Annotated in this window: 14 protein-coding genes and 1 other annotated feature; of the genes, 5 read left to right on the forward strand and 9 right to left on the reverse strand. The window is 38.7% G+C overall.

The features are described 5' to 3' along the window. The first annotated feature begins 15 nt into the window (after nucleotides 1-15). Nucleotides 16-345 (forward strand): stress response translation initiation inhibitor YciH, encoded by a 330-nt coding sequence (locus GQR55_RS01745; protein WP_166419216.1) that lies wholly within the window; start codon nucleotides 16-18, stop codon nucleotides 343-345. Between the two features lie 12 nt (nucleotides 346-357). Here the strand turns inward: GQR55_RS01745 and GQR55_RS01750 are convergent, their stop codons facing one another. Continuing rightward, complete coding sequence (locus GQR55_RS01750; RefSeq protein WP_166419217.1) at nucleotides 358-3372, reverse strand: EAL domain-containing protein; 3015 nt, start codon at nucleotides 3370-3372, stop codon at nucleotides 358-360. Nucleotides 3373-3571: 199 nt separating this feature from the next. After that, nucleotides 3572-3689 (forward strand) — a sequence feature (Phe leader region). Nucleotides 3690-3733: 44 nt separating this feature from the next. On the opposite strand from GQR55_RS01750, the gene GQR55_RS01755 reads away from it, so the two are divergent. Then, the gene (locus GQR55_RS01755) at nucleotides 3734-4891 is read left to right on the forward strand and encodes a chorismate mutase (protein WP_166419218.1); all 1158 of its coding nucleotides are present in this window, start codon (nucleotides 3734-3736) and stop codon (nucleotides 4889-4891) included. Nucleotides 4892-4951: 60 nt separating this feature from the next. Here the strand turns inward: GQR55_RS01755 and tyrA are convergent, their stop codons facing one another. The 6 genes from tyrA to ffh form a co-directional block, all read right to left on the reverse strand. Continuing rightward, entirely contained in the window at nucleotides 4952-6085 is a 1134-nt protein-coding gene (gene tyrA, locus GQR55_RS01760; protein ID WP_166419219.1) for a bifunctional chorismate mutase/prephenate dehydrogenase, read from the reverse strand. A 269-nt stretch (nucleotides 6086-6354) separates the two neighbouring features. Further along, nucleotides 6355-6714, reverse strand: a complete 360-nt coding sequence (gene rplS / locus GQR55_RS01765; protein WP_007581406.1) for a 50S ribosomal protein L19 — start codon at nucleotides 6712-6714, stop codon at nucleotides 6355-6357. A gap of 33 nt (nucleotides 6715-6747) precedes the next feature. Beyond that, complete coding sequence (gene trmD / locus GQR55_RS01770; RefSeq protein WP_166419220.1) at nucleotides 6748-7515, reverse strand: tRNA (guanosine(37)-N1)-methyltransferase TrmD; 768 nt, start codon at nucleotides 7513-7515, stop codon at nucleotides 6748-6750. Next, on the reverse strand, nucleotides 7515-8051 hold the full coding sequence (rimM, locus tag GQR55_RS01775) for a ribosome maturation factor RimM (protein ID WP_166419221.1): 537 nt from the start codon (nucleotides 8049-8051) through the stop codon (nucleotides 7515-7517). The genes trmD and rimM overlap by 1 nt, the downstream gene beginning before the upstream one ends. A 17-nt stretch (nucleotides 8052-8068) precedes the next feature. Continuing rightward, complete coding sequence (gene rpsP, locus GQR55_RS01780) at nucleotides 8069-8317, reverse strand: 30S ribosomal protein S16 (protein ID WP_002962192.1); 249 nt, start codon at nucleotides 8315-8317, stop codon at nucleotides 8069-8071. 260 nt (nucleotides 8318-8577) lie between these two features. After that, the gene (ffh, locus tag GQR55_RS01785; protein WP_166419222.1) at nucleotides 8578-9957 is read right to left on the reverse strand and encodes a signal recognition particle protein; all 1380 of its coding nucleotides are present in this window, start codon (nucleotides 9955-9957) and stop codon (nucleotides 8578-8580) included. 251 nt (nucleotides 9958-10208) lie between these two features. On the opposite strand from ffh, the gene ccsA reads away from it, so the two are divergent. Together ccsA and GQR55_RS01795 are read left to right on the forward strand one after the other, a co-directional pair. Then, nucleotides 10209-11015 carry a cytochrome c biogenesis protein CcsA gene (ccsA, locus tag GQR55_RS01790; RefSeq protein WP_166419223.1) on the forward strand — a complete coding sequence of 269 codons (807 nt, stop codon included), beginning with the start codon at nucleotides 10209-10211 and terminating at the stop codon, nucleotides 11013-11015. A gap of 61 nt (nucleotides 11016-11076) precedes the next feature. Further along, complete coding sequence (locus GQR55_RS01795; RefSeq protein WP_166419224.1) at nucleotides 11077-12345, forward strand: CNNM domain-containing protein; 1269 nt, start codon at nucleotides 11077-11079, stop codon at nucleotides 12343-12345. Between the two features lie 56 nt (nucleotides 12346-12401). On the opposite strand, the gene GQR55_RS01800 is transcribed toward GQR55_RS01795, so the two are convergent. Next, the gene (locus tag GQR55_RS01800) at nucleotides 12402-13013 is read right to left on the reverse strand and encodes a hypothetical protein (RefSeq protein WP_166419225.1); all 612 of its coding nucleotides are present in this window, start codon (nucleotides 13011-13013) and stop codon (nucleotides 12402-12404) included. Between the two features lie 145 nt (nucleotides 13014-13158). Beyond that, nucleotides 13159-14760, reverse strand: a complete 1602-nt coding sequence (gene gshA, locus GQR55_RS01805) for a glutamate--cysteine ligase (protein ID WP_166419226.1) — start codon at nucleotides 14758-14760, stop codon at nucleotides 13159-13161. A 583-nt stretch (nucleotides 14761-15343) separates the two neighbouring features. On the opposite strand from gshA, the gene GQR55_RS01810 reads away from it, so the two are divergent. Continuing rightward, the gene (locus GQR55_RS01810; RefSeq protein ID WP_166419227.1) at nucleotides 15344-16891 is read left to right on the forward strand and encodes a PAS domain-containing methyl-accepting chemotaxis protein; all 1548 of its coding nucleotides are present in this window, start codon (nucleotides 15344-15346) and stop codon (nucleotides 16889-16891) included. Nucleotides 16892-17013: the final 122 nt, after the last annotated feature.

Genomic DNA, 17013 nt, shown 5'->3' on the forward strand with positions numbered 1-17013 from the left:
CCATAAAGGCAAGATATGAGTGATAGTCACTTAGTATATTCAACAAGTACTGGTCGCATTGACCAGCCAAAACCAGAAAAAGAGTTAGACGCTAAGATTTTTAAAGATGGTTTTATTCGTATTGAACGCCAAACAAAAGGGCGTAAAGGCAAAGGCGTAATGCTCGTTGTGGGCATTGATCCAAAAGATCACGATTTAAAAAAGTTAGCTAAAACTATAAAAAGCAAAATGGGCCAAGGCGGCGCAGTAAAAGAAGGCATTATAGAAGTACAAGGCGATGACCGAGATAAATTAAAAGCCATTTTAGAAGCGTTGAAGTTTAAAGTGAAAATTGCGGGTGGTTAACCCGCAATTTTATTAACTATCCACTTCGCTATTTGAAAGCTCACTTAACCTTTCATACAGTTTTGGTAAGTCGTGTTCAGCAATTGGCTTACTAAAGTAATAGCCTTGTACAATGAAGCAATTATTATTTTGTAAAAATTGCATTTGTTCTATTGTCTCAACCCCTTCAGCGACCACATCGAGCTTTAACTTTTGCGCCATGGCAATAATAGCGGCAGTAATTTCCATATCATTTGTATCATCGGGGATATCTTTAACAAATGAACGGTCAATTTTCAATATATCGACCGGGAATCGTTTTAGGTAACTAAGTGACGAGTAGCCTGTACCAAAGTCATCAATCGAAATTGATATACCTAACGCCTTAAGTTCGTGAAGTTGAGTAATAGCAGCTTCTACATTACCCATTAACATGCTCTCGGTCAGCTCTAAATGAAGTCGCTTAGCTGAAACACCCGACCTAATTATCATTTTGCTCAGCGTTGAGACTAAGTTTGAGTCTTTAAACTGGCGAGCCGATAAGTTTATCGATATATTATTTTCTAGACCTTGCTTTGTTAATCTTACGGCAAAATCACAAGACTCTTGAAGCACCCATTCGCCTAATTCAACTATAAGGCCTGTTGCCTCTGCAATAGGGATAAACTTATCTGGAGGTATTGCGCCTTCAGTTGGGTGGAACCATCTTAATAACGCTTCGTAGCCAACGACCTGATGAGTACGACTGTCGACTTGAGGTTGGTAGTAAACTACAAACTGCTTTTCTTTGAGCCCTATACGCAGCTCATTTTCAATAAATAAACGCTCATTTGCGGCGGTGTTCAATTCTTGGCTATAAAAATGGAATGTATTACGCCCTTTTGCTTTAGCTTCATACATTGCTAAATCGGCATGTTTGAGTAACTGATCTTCCTCTAGGCTATCGTACGGAGCCATAGTTATACCAATACTAGCGCTCACTATAACTTCATTACTACCTAGCTTTATCGGTACATTTAGCGTTTTTTGAATGGTGTTAGCAACCTCTGTCGCATGCTCTTGGCTTTCTATACCACTAAGCAATACTGCAAATTCATCACCACCTAAGCGCGCTATGGTGTCCTCGGCTCGTAAACGTTTTTTAAGTCTGTTTGCCACTTCAATTAATAATTGATCGCCAGCATCGTGGCCTAATGTATCGTTAATACGTTTAAATTCGTCTAAATCAAAGTAAAACAATGCAAATGCATAATGTCCGCGTTCCGCCAATGCCATTGATTTTCGCAATTGCATTCTAAAGAACGTTCTGTTGGCAAGGCCTGTAAGTGTGTCAAAGTAAGCGAGTTGTTCCATTTTACGTTGGCTTTCTTTAACAAACGAAATATCTTGCGCCGATGCTACATAACTGGTTATTTCACCGCCCTCTTCACGAATTGGCGAAACACTTAAAGACACCCAAATTGGTTCTTTATTTAAGCCAGCAATTAACGTGTCGCCTCGCCAGTAATTACGGCTTCGTAAATCTATGTCTATATCTTCAACTAAAATAGACATCTCTGAGGCAATAATATTAAGTAATGGCGCTCGATTAAAATGACTTTCTGGGTAACCTGTCATTTCGAGCATTTTGGGGTTTACGTACTCAATGATAAAGTTTTCATCGGTGATCACAACACCGCTACCCGAGAACGCGACCGCTTTAGATAAACGATTTGCTGCTTTTTCAGCAATTTCTTTTTCTGTAATTCTTTGGTTTAAGCCATCAATAAGTTTACGGATTTCTACCGTCATGTCTCTAAATGAGCCATTAAGGGTACCAATCTCATCTTTGTTTTCTGGCGGAAACTCTGTTGTTAATTGACCTTTACCAAAGCTTGTTACTGCATAAACTAAAGTATGTAAACGGCGAAGTACTAGTTGATAAAGCGCCTGATGCAGCAACAAAGCAACGAGTACCGCATATAAAATAAAGAGTCCAAAAAACTTCAGTTTTAAATCTTGTAACGCAGATAACGTAGATGAACGTTTTTTATAAACCCCTATATACCAATCTAAATCATCAATCTTACGAATATTAATAATATGAGCTTCATCATTTTGTTCAAATGAATTTGCATATTCAGGTAACTTAACCGTAATTACATCGTCAATAATCGACTGCAGTTCTGAGTTTACAAATTCGTTAGTGGCAAGCGCTTTATTGTCACTACCGTAATCAGCTAACAAAGCTGGGTTTAGACTCGGATGCGCTAATAATTGCCCTTTACTATCAAACACAAGTAGGTGTTTTTCTTTATCACCAACAGGTAAAAACGAAATAAGTTTATTGAGAGAAATATCGCTCCCCGTCACACCTAAAAACTCATTATCAACATAAACCGGCACAAGCAAGCTTATAACCCACTTGCGCCAAACGTTATCATAATAAACTTTTGACCATGCAGGCTCTCGCTCTGACCTTAATGTACTTTTAATAGATTTATAAGTTGACCCATTCGTTACTCTAAAGTCAGCAGGTGCATTTAATGCCCAATTTGGTGGAGAAACACGAATAAAATCATCATCTGTTATTAAATAAAAATTAAAAAAGTCATGTACCAGAGTCGGAGAAATTATACGCCACAACATTTCAGAATCATTAAACAGGCGTTTGTAAAAAGGAGAGTAATTTTGCTGTGGTAAAAATGCGGCAGATAATCCGTCGGCAGAGGCACTTCGAATTGTGCCGTCGCTATTAAACTGTAACTGTGATTTATTGTTTAAATTAATTGGTGAATTTGATTGAAAAATCTGCTCTGTCACTACGTTATTAGCTTGCTGGGCAATATTTATTTTTGTTTTAATACGCTCATTAAATTGTTTTACTAATAAATCTGTCGAACTTTTTAATACCTCGTGTTCTTCAAATACAAGTTGTTTCTCTTCAGATTTAAGCATTAAGGCAGCCGCACATACCCCTGCTATTAAACAAATAGCAGATATAAGCAGTGAAAGTTTTACACTTAAAGAATTTAATCCAAAACGCGATGGAGGGCGTCTGTAAACCACGGGTCAACCTTAATTATTAATAATTGTTATTATTTGAACCAGTTAACGAAATATATCAGATCTGACTTCATATTTATAAATTATTTGTTAAATATCACTAAAAACTAATTATGATCAAATAAATAGCGTTCTGGACTTATTTAGCGCCGTATCGTTATTGACATTGTTAGCAACTCTCCATACATTAACCGCATGAACATATTTATCTCTCGCACTTTTTTTTCGTTTTTTAGCTTCTTTATATAGAAGAGGCTTCCCTGTTTGTGAGATAAAATCAATCGAATAGTAAAGCCTCCCAACCGGGAGGCTTTTTTGTTTTTGCTGTGTAATAACAGCTTACTTTTGGAATGAGGATACCAAAATGACAAATGATGTATTAAATGCCCTAAGACACGACATAAATGAAATAGATTCAGACTTACTCGTGTTATTAGCTAAACGCCGACGCATTAGCCACGGTGTGGTTGAATACAAAATTGCCAATAACAAGCCCATACGCGATGAAGCACGTGAACTCGCTCTTTTAGAAAAATTAATTGGTTATGGTAAATCGCTTGGTTTAGATGCTTATTACGTAAACAATGTTTTTCAAACTATTTTAGAAGACTCTGTTTTACACCAACAAGCAATGTTACAAAAAAATCTTAACCCAGATGCGCTCAGTGAAACACATCGTGTAACTTACTTGGGTGGTCAGGGTTCTTATAGCCAGCTAGCATGTCACAAATACTTTAGCCGTCGCCCTGGTAAGTTAGTTGAAATTGGCTGTACATCGTTTGACGAAATAACAGGTAAAGTAGAAAACGGACAAGCTGACTTTGGTTTACTCCCAATTGAAAATACTAGCTCTGGTAGTATTAACGAGGTGTTTGACTTATTACAGCACGCGCAAGTGTCTATTGTTGGAGAAGTGACTCACAGTGTAGAGCATTGTTTACTCGCAAACCCTGAAACGGAACTTAGCCAACTAACAAAAATATTTGCACACCCACAACCATTTGCACAGTGTAGCCGTTTCTTACAAGGCTTAGGTGACTTACAACACGAAACATGTGACTCAACGTCAAGTGCACTACAATCGGCATTAAGCACACCAAATAGTGCAGCAATTGGCTCTGCACAAGCAGGAAAGAACGTAGGGCTTGAGGTTATTAAATCAAACCTAGCTAATCAAAGCGAAAACCATAGCCGCTTTATTGTCGTTGCACGTAAGCCTCTACAAGTGTCTAACCAAATTCCAACTAAAACTAGTTTGATCATGTCGACAAAACAGCAAGCGGGCTCACTAGCCGATGCGTTAATGATTTTTAAACAGCATAAGATTAATTTAGTAAAACTTGAGTCGCGCCCAACTCCGGGTAATCCGTGGGAAGAAGTGTTTTATGTAGATCTTGAAGCAAACTTAGCTGATAAACAGGTAAAAGAAGCGTTAGAAGAACTCAAAGAGCACACTCAATATGTACGTATTTTAGGATGCTACCAAAGCGAATCATTACAGGCTGTAAGCGTTAATACTTAATAAAGATTTTATAACTAAAAAAGGGCCGATATCGGCCCTTTTTTAGTTATTTAGCAACTATTAGTCTAAAACCTTTGAATCATTGGCTTTGTTTAATAAGCTTCTACTTTGCGTTAAGAAGTGTTCTGTAGAGTCAGAAAAATACATTTTAGCATCAGCAAAAGAATCAATTAGCGCGGCTTTATCTCCCGCTTTTAATTTAGCTAATGTACTTGCAAAGGTATCTTGGTATTGTGCAAGTAAGTTCTCTACATCATCAAATTGTGCAAGCATAATATCCGAGTACAGCTCAGGCGACTGTGCAAACAAACGTCCTACCATCATTAACTCTAATTGATATATAGGTGACGAACAACTACGCAGCTCTTCTAACGTATGACTTTGTTTTGCTAAAAACTGCCCGTATACAAATGTCGTTAAGTGACGCATTACCTGAATAATTTGCATTGCTTCGTCGTGCTTCTTAGCTTCAAGCTCAACAAGCTGGCAACCCCATACTTGTAACTGCTGTAATAAGCCTTTTGCTGCTTGGTGCTCTCGCCCTTCACATACAACGACTGTTTGTTTTACCCAATGTGATATATCAGGCCCAAACATAGGGTGTAAACCAACAACGGGGCCGCTATGCACAGCTTTTAGTGCTTTAATAGGCGATTGCTTTACCGATGTAATATCGACGAGTAAACAGTCATCATCTAGTTTAGGTAGTTTAGTAACTACTGCGTCTAATGCATTAATAGGTACGCTAATCATTACCAGCTTGGCACCTTTTAAAATACTTTTCGCATCGTTTTGCTGCTCTTTATCTAAAATTTTAACGTCGTAACCTGAGCGAATAAACTGCTGTGCAAATAACTGCCCCATGGCACCTTGCCCACCCACAATAACAATTGGCGAAAGCTCTGGCGCTGCGCATGCAAGTTTTGCTTGTTGGTTTTGATATGCTTCTCGCATCATGCGTCTAAGTATGTCTTCAACGAGATCTGGGCTTACATTTTGATTTATTGCTTCTTGTCGTCTTGCTGCTAATAACTCTGCTTCACGATCCGGTGCATGTAAAGGCGCGCCTGTTTGTTGTTTTATCTCACCAATTTTTTGCGTAATACCATTACGTTTAGCAAGTAAGGCGACAAGTTGCGCGTCACATTCATCTATACCTTCTCTTAGCTGTGCTAAATCATTTATGTCAGCCACGTTCATACCACCTTAAAAAACCAAATAACGTAAATATAAATTTACATAAAAGTAAACTAATCAATACGATAAATACTAACAGGATCAGCTAACTGAGAAAAGGCTAAAGCGGAAATTTTACTGATGAGGGGTTGAGATTTGAGATTTGAGATTTGAGATTTGAGATTTGAGATTTGAGATTTGAGATTTGAGAAAATAATATTCTAAAACCAAAACGGGTTGCAACCCGAAGGATGCAACCCGTTTTTTGCGTTGATAAACAGCGCGTATTAGTTAAGTTTTTCTCTAATACGTGCAGATTTACCAGAACGCTCACGTAGATAGTAAAGCTTAGCACGGCGAACTGCACCGCGACGCTTAACTGTTACGCTATCAATAAGAGGGCTGTGCGTTTGGAATACACGCTCAACGCCTTCACCGTTCGAGATTTTACGAACTGTGAATGCTGAGTGAAGACCACGATTACGCTTAGCGATTACAACACCTTCAAAGGCCTGTAGACGCTCTTTAGCACCTTCTTTTACTTTTACCTGTACAACCACTGTATCACCAGGGCCGAATGCAGGTACGTCTGTTTTAAGCTGCTCATCTTCAAGCGCTTTAATAATATTTTGGTTTACTTTTGCCATTATGTTTCTCACTTTCCTAGGTGTAACTGTCTTCTAGCCACAAGCTTTTTGGTACTCTTGCTGAAATTTCGCGAGTAATACCGCTTGCTCCTCAGTCAGAGCTAGGTTATGCAACAAGTCAGGACGTCGTAACCAAGTTCTGCCTAATGACTGCATAAGCCGCCATTTTGCTATCTCTTGGTGGTTACCACTGAGTAATACAGCAGGAACCAGTTTGTCGTCCAATGTTTCTGGTCGTGTATAGTGTGGACAATCTAACAAGCCATCCGAAAACGAATCTTGTTCTGCTGACTGATTATGACCTAACACACCCGGCACTAATCGCGCTACTGCGTCAATTAATGTCATGGCAGGTAGTTCACCACCACTCAAAATAAAATCACCAATTGACCATTCTTCATCAACGTATGATTCTATTATTCTCTCATCTATACCTTCATAGCGACCGGCAATCAAAATCAGTTTTTTAGAGCTAGCGAGTTCGCTAGCGCCTTGCTGATCAAGTTTGCGCCCTTGCGGGGACATATAAATTACTTTAGCACCATCACCAGCTGCTTTTTTAGCTTCGGCAATCGCTTTTTTTAATGGCTCAACCATCATTAACATACCCGGTCCGCCCCCGTAAGGACGGTCATCTACGGTTCTATGCTTATCTAAAGCGTAGTCTCGCGGATTCCAGCAGTTAAAATCAATTAAGCCACTTTTTACTGCGCGACCGGTAACACCTTGGTCTGTAATAGCGTCAAACATGTCTGGAAAAAGGCTTATCACCCCTACCCATAATGAACTAGTTTGCGTCATTAAAAACCAGGATCCCAGTCTACGGTAATTTCTCTTGCGTCGTATTTAACGTCTTTAATAACTGAATCAGTTAAAAAAGGAATTAAACGCTCAGCTTGACCAAATGCATCTTTACTGTTTGCTTTCACAACCAGTACGTCATTTGATCCTGTCTCCATCAGGTCATCAACAATGCCTAAGCTATAACCTTTATCGGTTACAACAGACATGCCAATGAGATCTCGCCAATAAAACTCACCTTGCGGGAGTTCTGGTAAATGCGCTGAATCCATTGAGATTTCAGCATGGGTATAAGCCATTGCTTCGTCTCGGTCGTTTACCTGCGCAAATTTAGCGATAAAGCCTTTGTTGTGGCGACGCCAGTCGACCACTTCTAAGGACTGCCATTTACCTTGCTGCCCTATCAACCACGGGCTGAAATCGAAGATCCCTACGGGATCATCAGTAAATGAATGTACCTTAAGCCAGCCCTTTATACCATATGGGGCACCGAGCTTTCCTACGACAATTATTGATGAGGTGTTCTCTTGACTCATGGTTACACTTACGCCTATTAAGCCGCTTTACGAGCGTCTTTTACTAACTTAGCTACGCGATCTGAAAGAGATGCGCCCTGACCTACCCAGTGTTCAACACGTGGTAAATCTAAACGAATTTTTTCTTCTTGACCTGAAGCAATTGGGTTAAAAAAGCCTACTTTCTCGATGAAGCGACCGTCACGCGAGAAACGGCTATCCGCAACCACAATTTGATAGAAAGGGCGTTTTTTAGCGCCACCACGTTGCAAACGAATAGTTACCATACCGTCCTCTATAAAGATTGACTGTTTTCATTAATAAGATTTACTCCCCAGAATGGGGAGCTGGGGAATTGTACGAGTTTTTGGCAATAACGCAAGTAAGAAGTGAAGCAAAAAGGCAGTTTAGTAGGTTAAACCGTGATCTCAACGACAAATCAAGGTTAAAGGTGCATTACATGCATAATTTATTCAACAAAAAAGGAGCTATTTGCTCCTTTAAATATGATTCGCTATTATTTTAAAAAGTAACTTAATGGTACTTTTTAAAATTTAGGACCGCCGCCGCCCATCATTCCAGGTGGTAACATGCCTTTCATACCGCGCATCATTTTAGTCATGCCGCCTTTACCTTTCATCTTTTTCATCATTTTTTGCATTTGCGTAAACTGCTTAAGCAACTTATTAATCTCTTGTACTTGTGTACCAGAGCCTGCTGCGATGCGTTTTTTACGCGAACCTTTAATGATTTCTGGGCGTGCGCGCTCTTTTTTGGTCATTGAGCTAATAATAGCTTCCATTTGGATAAATGTTTTATCACCCATTTGACCTTTAACAGCATCTGGTAAGTTAGACATACCAGGGAGCTTATCGAGCATTGACATCATGCCACCCATGCTTTTCATTTGCTTTAATTGGTCAGCAAAGTCATCAAGAGTAAAACCTGCGCCTTTAAATACTTTTTCAGCAACTCGAGCAGCTTGCTCTTTATCTACTTTCATCTCGACTTCTTCGATTAATGAAAGTACGTCACCCATGCCTAAAATACGCGACGCTATACGGTCTGGGTGGAAAGGTTCAAGTGCGTCAGTGCGCTCACCCACACCCATAAACTTAATAGGCTTGCCAGTGATGTGACGAATAGATAAAGCAGCACCACCACGCGCATCACCATCGGTTTTTGTTAATATAACACCGGTAAGTGGTAATGCTTCGTCGAATGCTTTGGCTGTATTCGCCGCATCTTGACCTGTCATTGCATCAACAACGAACAAGGTTTCAATTGGATTGATTGCTTTATGAAGATCTTTAATTTCATCCATCATGTTGCTATCAACATGTAGACGACCAGCAGTATCAACTAGCACTACATCTATAAATTTCTTTTTAGCATGTGAAATTGCAGCGGTTGCAATATCAACTGGCTTTTGTGAAATATCACTTGGGAAGAAATTAACATCAACTTCTGCTGCAAGCGTTTCTAGCTGTTTAATAGCCGCAGGGCGATAAACATCGGCACTTACTACAAGTACTGATTTCTTTTTTCGCTCTTTTAAAAACTTAGCAAGCTTAGCTACACTGGTGGTTTTACCCGCACCTTGTAGACCCGCTACCATTACAACGGCTGGCGGTTGCGCATTAAGGCTTAGCTCTTCATTAGCTTCACCCATTGCTTTTTCTAGCTCTTCACGCACTATTTTTATAAATACTTGGCCTGGGCTTAAGCTTTTTGTAACTTCAACCCCAACTGCACGTTCTTTAACTTGTTTTACAAACTCGCGAACAACAGGCAATGCCACATCGGCTTCTAAAAATGCCATACGCACTTCGCGAAGTGTGTCTTTTATGTTGTCTTCAGTCAGACGGCCACGGCCACTGATATTTTTTAAGGTTTTACCTAATCGTTCTTGGAGGTTCTCAAACATGTAACGGTTCCGATAAGACGTTTATATCAATCCATTTAAATTTACGGTTAATTTGATTTACAATTAACCTAGATTGACTTATTAAGTTTCAATTAAAAGTAGTATACCGTATATGGCGTCTTACAATATAGTGTTCAAGTGTACCTTGTTGAGTTTCTTTTTTTAAGGTCTATGCATTTGCTTTGCTATAAAATACAATGGCTATATAACAACAAGGATTATTTTGTCTCAAATTAAGTGGCCCAAGCACAATGCTGATTATTAGTTTAACTATTATTGCCAGTTTATTTTATGTGTTAGCAACGTCTCACGTGCTTTCACGCCTGTTTCATCAACAAGGCCCTAGCCAAAAAGTAACCGTTATTTTAAGCACGGTTGCTATAGTGGCGCACATGCTGCTGTTAGTTAACTCTGTTTTTAGAGCCGACGGTCAAGATTTAAGTATCGTAAATGTCGCTTTACTAACCTGCTGGGTGATTGTTGTATCTGTCACAGCCGTGTCTTTAAAGTTTCCGGCTACCTTATTATTACCCGTTGTTTATGGCTTTGGTGCTTTATTAACAATTGCCAGTTTATTTATTCCTCATCATATTTTATTGCAAAGTATTAATATTGACGTTGGCTTGGTAACGCACATCTCTCTTTCTTTGTTAGCCTACTGTATTTTAATTATCGCTACTTTATACGGTGTACAGTTTTACTTTATTGATAAACGTTTAAAACGTAAAGATTTAGCCATTGTACACAGTCACCTTCCGCCTTTAATGGTTGTTGAGCGCCAGCTTTACCAACTTCTTAATTTGGGCACTGTATTACTCACGTTAGCATTACTTTCAGGGTTTGTATTTCTTGATGGAATGTTCGCTAAAGAGTTCATTCATAAAACAATATTATCGTTAGTTGCGTGGGCTATTTTTGCTGTTGTTGCTATTGGTCATATGAAAAAGGGTTGGCGCGGTAAACCGGTGGTTATTACAATCATGGTCGCTGCATTTGTCCTCACACTCGCTTATTTTGGCAGCCGTTTCATACAAGAAGTGATACTAAATAAGTTTTAACTTGACTCTGCTTGCTCACTCTAGCTTAATACGCATTGATTTATAAGAAAAGGATCCATCGTTGGACGACATATCGACAAGTACCCTATTTATCATTTTAGGTTTTTTGGTGCTTTTTTCTGCTTATTTTTCTGGTTCAGAAACCGGAATTATGTCAATCAATCGTATACGCCTGCGACACCTCGCTAAAGAGGATCATCGTGCAGCTAAACGAGTCAGTAAATTACTTAGCCGTCCAGATAGGCTCATCGGTTTAATCCTAATCGGTAACAATCTTGTCAATATAGCTGCAGCCCAAGTTGCAACCATTATAGGTATTCGCCTTTATGGCGACCTCGGTATTGCAATTGCAACGGGGGTGCTAACTTTAGTCGTGCTTATATTTGCTGAAGTTACCCCTAAAACCCTTGCTGCCCTCTATCCTGAAAAAGTAGCCTTTCCAAGCTCAGTAATACTTAAAGGGCTACTTAAAATAATGTTCCCTTTAGTCGTAATTATTAACTGGATGACCAACGGCATACTACGATTATTTGGTATTAGTGCCGCACAAATCGACGAACACAGCATGAGTAAAGAAGAATTAAAAACAGTACTCAATGAGTCAGGTGCACTTATTCCTGCTCGCCATCAAAGCATGCTGACCTCCATTTTAGATTTAGAGCAGGTAACTGTTGAAGATATTATGATCCCACGAAACGAAATTGTGGCGATTGATATTAACGACGACTGGAAACTAATTAGTCGCCAGCTTACCCATGCTCAGCATACTCGAGTGTTGTTGTATCGTGATAATATAGATGATGCAGTAGGCTTTATTCACTCTCGTGATGCACTTCGTCTGCTTACAAAAGAGCAATTTGATAAACCCTCTTTGCTGCGCGCTGTACGCGAAATTTACTTTATCCCTGAAGGCACATCACTAAATACTCAGCTGTTAAAATTTCAGCAATCTAAAGAGCGTATTGGTTTAGTAGTTGATGAGTACGGTGATATACAAGGGTTAGTAACTTTAGAAGATATTTTAGAAGAAGTGGTTGGCGATTTTACAACCACGCAAACTCGTACACCGAGCGAAGAAGTAGAAACACAAACTGATGGCTCATGTATTGTGGATGGTGGCGCTAACGTACGCGATTTAAATAAAGAAATGGGTTGGGATTTCCCACTCGATGGGCCTAAAACTCTAAGCGGTTTAATTGTTGAATACTTAGAAGATATTCCCGATGCAAATATTAGTTTACGTATTGCGGGATACCCTATTGAAGTACTCGAAGTAAAAGAGAACATGATAAAACAAGTGAAGATACAGCCTAATAAGCGTTCTCGCTAGTTCTCACTAAGTAAAAAGGAGCCAATTGGCTCCTTTTTATATCCATTAATAACTATCTAGCCAAATATTAGACGTTCAAACCAACCTTTATCAAGCTCGTCTTCACAGCGCTTTAATTGCGCGCCATAACGGCTCGCTCTGTGTTTAACTTTGTTTGCGACACCCATTAACCACTTTTTCTTTTTGTACGTGCCACGCTTATATCCTCCCCAGCCTTCATGGTAGTTAAGATATTGTGCGTAAGCATCCCATTTAGATATTTTATTTACTTTATGGGTTTTATAAACAAACCACGCCATAAAGTCGATTGCATCGTCAAAGTCGTCTCTATCAGCACCGTTGTTACCAGTTTCACGAATATAATCAGACCACGTTGGTGTTTTAGCTTGCGAGTAACCATAGGCATCACTTGCGCGACCGGTAGGTATTATCCATAAAAAGTACTCCATAGGTGGAGCTGCATCATGTCTAAATGAGCTTTCTTGGTACATCATACTCATGAGTACATGCTTTGGAGAACCCCACTTTTCTTGTGCATCTTTTGCGTCGAAATACCAATCGGGCTTTTCTTCAAAAATTTTACATAAATCGTTAGGTTGCTTTGGAGGCGCTGTAGCACAACCAGCTAAAGTAATGGCGAGAGATAGGATAATTGCATTTTTTTTCATTTTTCTAAGATCTCACAGAACTTTTTTAAAAAGTGTGGGTCTGACTCAATGAATGCAGCAGTACAGCATTAATTCATCCCTGAATATATTTACGCAGCCAACTTAGGCTGCGTTTTTTTTGCTTAAATTTTGCTAAATACCAAGGTTATTTACCGTCAAAATACGCATCTAAAAATGCGGTGAATGACTGGGTATCTGCTTGCTCAATTGCAGCTTGTGCTTCGTTAGACTCAATAACTTGTTGTTCCAGCCAAGGCTTTAAAAACTCGCTGTAGTCAGTGTCTGCGTGGCTCTGCTTATATTTACTAGCCAATGCTAGTGCAAAGTGGCCGTTGTCTAAACCAGACTCTTTTAATTGTGATACGTAACGTCCAGAGTAAGTAAGTTCTGGATTATGTATCCACGTTGCCATGCGCTTTATAGTATCTGAGTAATAGTTAACACCATAAGCATTATCCATCCATTTAGCGACATCAGTAAGTTGAGTAAATATTTCATCACCCCACGATTGAAGACTACGTTGTGTGTTATTAAAGTTAAGCATAAGCCCTTTTTCTCGACCTTGGTTTACTACTGTGTCGAGGTTTTCAGTACTACGTGCTTGTTCTTTCCAATCCATTGGAGCTGAATCTTTCCAATCCATTGGAGCTGAATCTTTCAATAAACAATACGTTAAAAACACATCTAAAAAGTGAATTTGCTCAATATCAATACCGACTTCACTAAACGGGTTAACATCTAATGCACGAATTTCTACGTATTCAATACCTGCGCGAAGTAGTGCGTCAGTTGGTGTTTCACCGCTTTTAGCATTACGTTTAGGGCGGATTGGCGAATAAAATTCGTTTTCAATCTGCAGAATATTTTTATTTAACTGTTTAGGGTTTTCACTCTTGTAGTCATCAAGATCACCATAAATTTCTGATGGTGTGTTGATTGCTTTTTTAAGGCCCGCTACATATTCATCTAACGAGTTATACATTACGCGTAATGACGACTGAGCGCTATTTGTATAACCTAAATTACCTAGTCGTAATGCAGTACCCACTTCTAAATAAAGCGTTCCTTTACCTAGTTTTTTAAATGGTAAGTCTGTTTTTCGACCTTGTAAAAATGAGTTACATAATGCTGGTGATGCACCAAACATATAGCTTATTAGCCATAATTCGCGTTTAAAATTACGAATAAGCGATAAGTAACCTTCTGAAATAAAATCTTGAAGGCTTGCATTGCTTTTTTGTAACGAATGAAGCGACTGCCAAAGCGTATCCGGGAATGAAATATTAAAGTGAACGCCTGCAATTGCTTGCATCATACTACCGTAGCGATTTTTTAATCCTTCACGGTATAGTGTTTTCATTTGACCAGTATTAGAACTACCAAATTGAGCTAAAACAATATCATCTTGATGTTCAATAAAGCACGGCATACTAATAGGCCAAAGTAGTTCATCGCCCATTTTTTCTAGAGTGAACTTTTGAAGGTCTTTTAATTGCTTTAGCGTTTGTGTTGACGATTCACTAACTGGAGTAATAAATTCAAGTAAAGACTCAGAAAAATCAGTTGTGATATGGCCGTTAGTTAACGCACTGCCTACACCTTTAGGATGACCTTGAGGTGATATTGCACCATTATCTTGTATTCTTAGCGACTCTCGCTCTATGCCACGTTTAATGCCTTTAACTGCATGTTGGTGCTCATTTACTGATAACGCTTCAAGTGCGTTAGCTAAATCATGTGTTGTCAAAAAATCTTTCCTCGGGCCACGTGGCTTAATCATAAGGTTATGGGGGCTAATTACTTAGACTCAAGATTAATACCAATTTTATTGAAAATATGATCATTCTATCCTATTTAATAGCACACTCACTGCGTTAAAAATTACTCATATAGAACAACTACATGCATAATTTCGCCTTGTTATTGTGCTATTTTATTAGCGCTGTAATAGATCACTTATTTAATGCAATTGGTATAAATTGCTAAGAACAATATAATTTTTCAAAATTAATAATTATTACCCACTTTATATGAGCTTGATATGACCAACGTCAGTATATAAAGTGGTAATATTGCCATTGCTCGGAGCATTATACAAATGCTTTAAATGCGTATTTAAGTATAAATTAAATACATAAAAAACAAGCCTAAACTAACAGACCGGAACTTATTCAAAATGAGTTCAACTTAGCTACCCAATATTTAAAATTGATCTAGATCAATAAAAGCAATTATTTACCTTATGAGTACAAAAGGACATACGCTATTTTTTGCTTTGTATGTTGTAACCAATATAATGGCTCCAACAATAAAGGATGGTAGTAAATATAATGCGCAATGATAAAAGCTTAAAAAATGAAGAAGTATACTTTGATGAGTCACAAGAGCTTGTTTCTACTACCGATCTTAAAGGTGTAATAACGTACGTCAATCAAGAGTTTTGCTCTGTAGCCGGATATAGTGCACAAGAACTTATCGGTCAGCATCATAATATTGTTCGTCACCCTGACATGCCAAAAGCTGCTTTTAAAGAAATGTGGACAACACTAAAGCAAGAACACTCTTGGCGCGGTATGGTTAAAAACCGCTGTAAAGATGGTCGCTATTACTGGGTAGATGCATTTGTAACCCCTATATTTGAACATGGTCAGCTCATTGGTTACCAATCAGTAAGAACTAAAGCTAGCTCACAGCTTAAACAACGCGCACAAACTCTTTACAACAAAATAAATACCAACAAATCATTATTTAATCTGCGAGAACACACCACAATAAGACAAAGTATTACTTTTATATGCCTATTACTTTGGCTAATTTTTATCGCTGTTACGGGCTCAATTACAATAGCTGCAATTAGCCTATTTATTTGCGCTTTGGTTATTGTGCTAAATTATGACGAACTCATTGTTACTCCCAAAATATTGCGCGATCAAAAAGCAACAGCTGATTCAGTCTCTCGTTATATTTACAGCGGCCACACACCCCACAGTGTAAGTGATTATAGAGAGCAAATGCTAAGTGCAAAATTGCGTACTGTTCTTGGCCGTATGAAAGACTCTACATTAAGCTTTAATGGCATCGCTACGCATCTAGATAAACAATCAACGCTTACTGAAAAAGGTATTTCTTCACAAGGTGAACGTTTAGAGCAAATTGCATCCGCGATGACCCAAATGAGTTCGACCATTGGGGAAATATCAGTAAATACTTCTCAAACAGCTGATAAAGTAAATAACACCCATCAAAGCTGCTCTGAAATAAAAGAGCATATTGCCGATAATAGTAAAATGGTATCTGATTTAGCTTTTCAAGTAGAAGAGGCTGCAACCACAGCCACCAGCTTAGCCTCTGAAGCCGATAAAATTGGTAAGGTAATGAGTGAAATAGAAGGAATTGCCGATCAAACTAACTTACTTGCCCTTAATGCAGCGATAGAAGCAGCTAGAGCGGGAGAGCATGGGCGAGGCTTTGCTGTAGTCGCCGATGAAGTAAGAACTCTTTCGTCTCGTACTCAAAATGCGACAACACAAATCCACAGTTCTATTAAAGAAATACAAGATACGTTATTTAGCTGGTCTAAAGTAATGCAAAGCACTAAAGCACAAGCCGATAATTGTGTGCTGACAACCGATAAAACCCAAGTTGAACTTGAGGGTATTTTTATCCAAATCAGTGAAATATCTGATTTGGCAATACAAATATCATCGGCTGCAGAAGAGCAACAAATGGTTAGTAACGACATTAGTAATAATGTTTCGCAAATTAAAGACTTTGGTGATGAAAACTTAAGCTTAAGCTTTAATGTGGCAACGGGAGCAGCTGAGCTTGTTGAAGGTTCGCGTAGGGTAAACGATTTATTACTTACGTTCAAAGTTTAGTACCTAGCAATATAGTAGACATAAAAAAGCCGCTATTTCAGCTAACACCGATCAGTTAAGGTATTTTTGATCGGTTGACCGATCTTTTGGTTGCTTCACAATACCCTTATCATCTTTTGATT

Origin of the sequence: Pseudoalteromonas sp. Z1A8, from assembly GCF_011378855.1 — a bacterium.
Taxonomy (GTDB): Bacteria; Pseudomonadota; Gammaproteobacteria; order Enterobacterales; family Alteromonadaceae; genus Pseudoalteromonas.

Bases quoted from the DNA above. Each gene is read 5' to 3' on its own strand.
- GQR55_RS01745 (WP_166419216.1), top strand. From the start codon at position 16: ATGAGTGATAGTCACTTAGTATATTCAACAAGTACTGGTCGCATTGAC.
- GQR55_RS01755 (WP_166419218.1), top strand. From the start codon at position 3,734: ATGACAAATGATGTATTAAATGCCCTAAGACACGACATAAATGAAATA.
- rplS (WP_007581406.1), bottom strand. From the start codon at position 6,714: ATGGCAAAAGTAAACCAAAATATTATTAAAGCGCTTGAAGATGAGCAG.
- trmD (WP_166419220.1), bottom strand. From the start codon at position 7,515: ATGACGCAAACTAGTTCATTATGGGTAGGGGTGATAAGCCTTTTTCCA.
- rimM (WP_166419221.1), bottom strand. From the start codon at position 8,051: ATGAGTCAAGAGAACACCTCATCAATAATTGTCGTAGGAAAGCTCGGT.
- rpsP (WP_002962192.1), bottom strand. From the start codon at position 8,317: ATGGTAACTATTCGTTTGCAACGTGGTGGCGCTAAAAAACGCCCTTTC.
- ffh (WP_166419222.1), bottom strand. From the start codon at position 9,957: ATGTTTGAGAACCTCCAAGAACGATTAGGTAAAACCTTAAAAAATATC.
- ccsA (WP_166419223.1), top strand. From the start codon at position 10,209: ATGCTGATTATTAGTTTAACTATTATTGCCAGTTTATTTTATGTGTTA.
- GQR55_RS01800 (WP_166419225.1), bottom strand. From the start codon at position 13,013: ATGAAAAAAAATGCAATTATCCTATCTCTCGCCATTACTTTAGCTGGT.
- GQR55_RS01810 (WP_166419227.1), top strand. From the start codon at position 15,344: ATGCGCAATGATAAAAGCTTAAAAAATGAAGAAGTATACTTTGATGAG.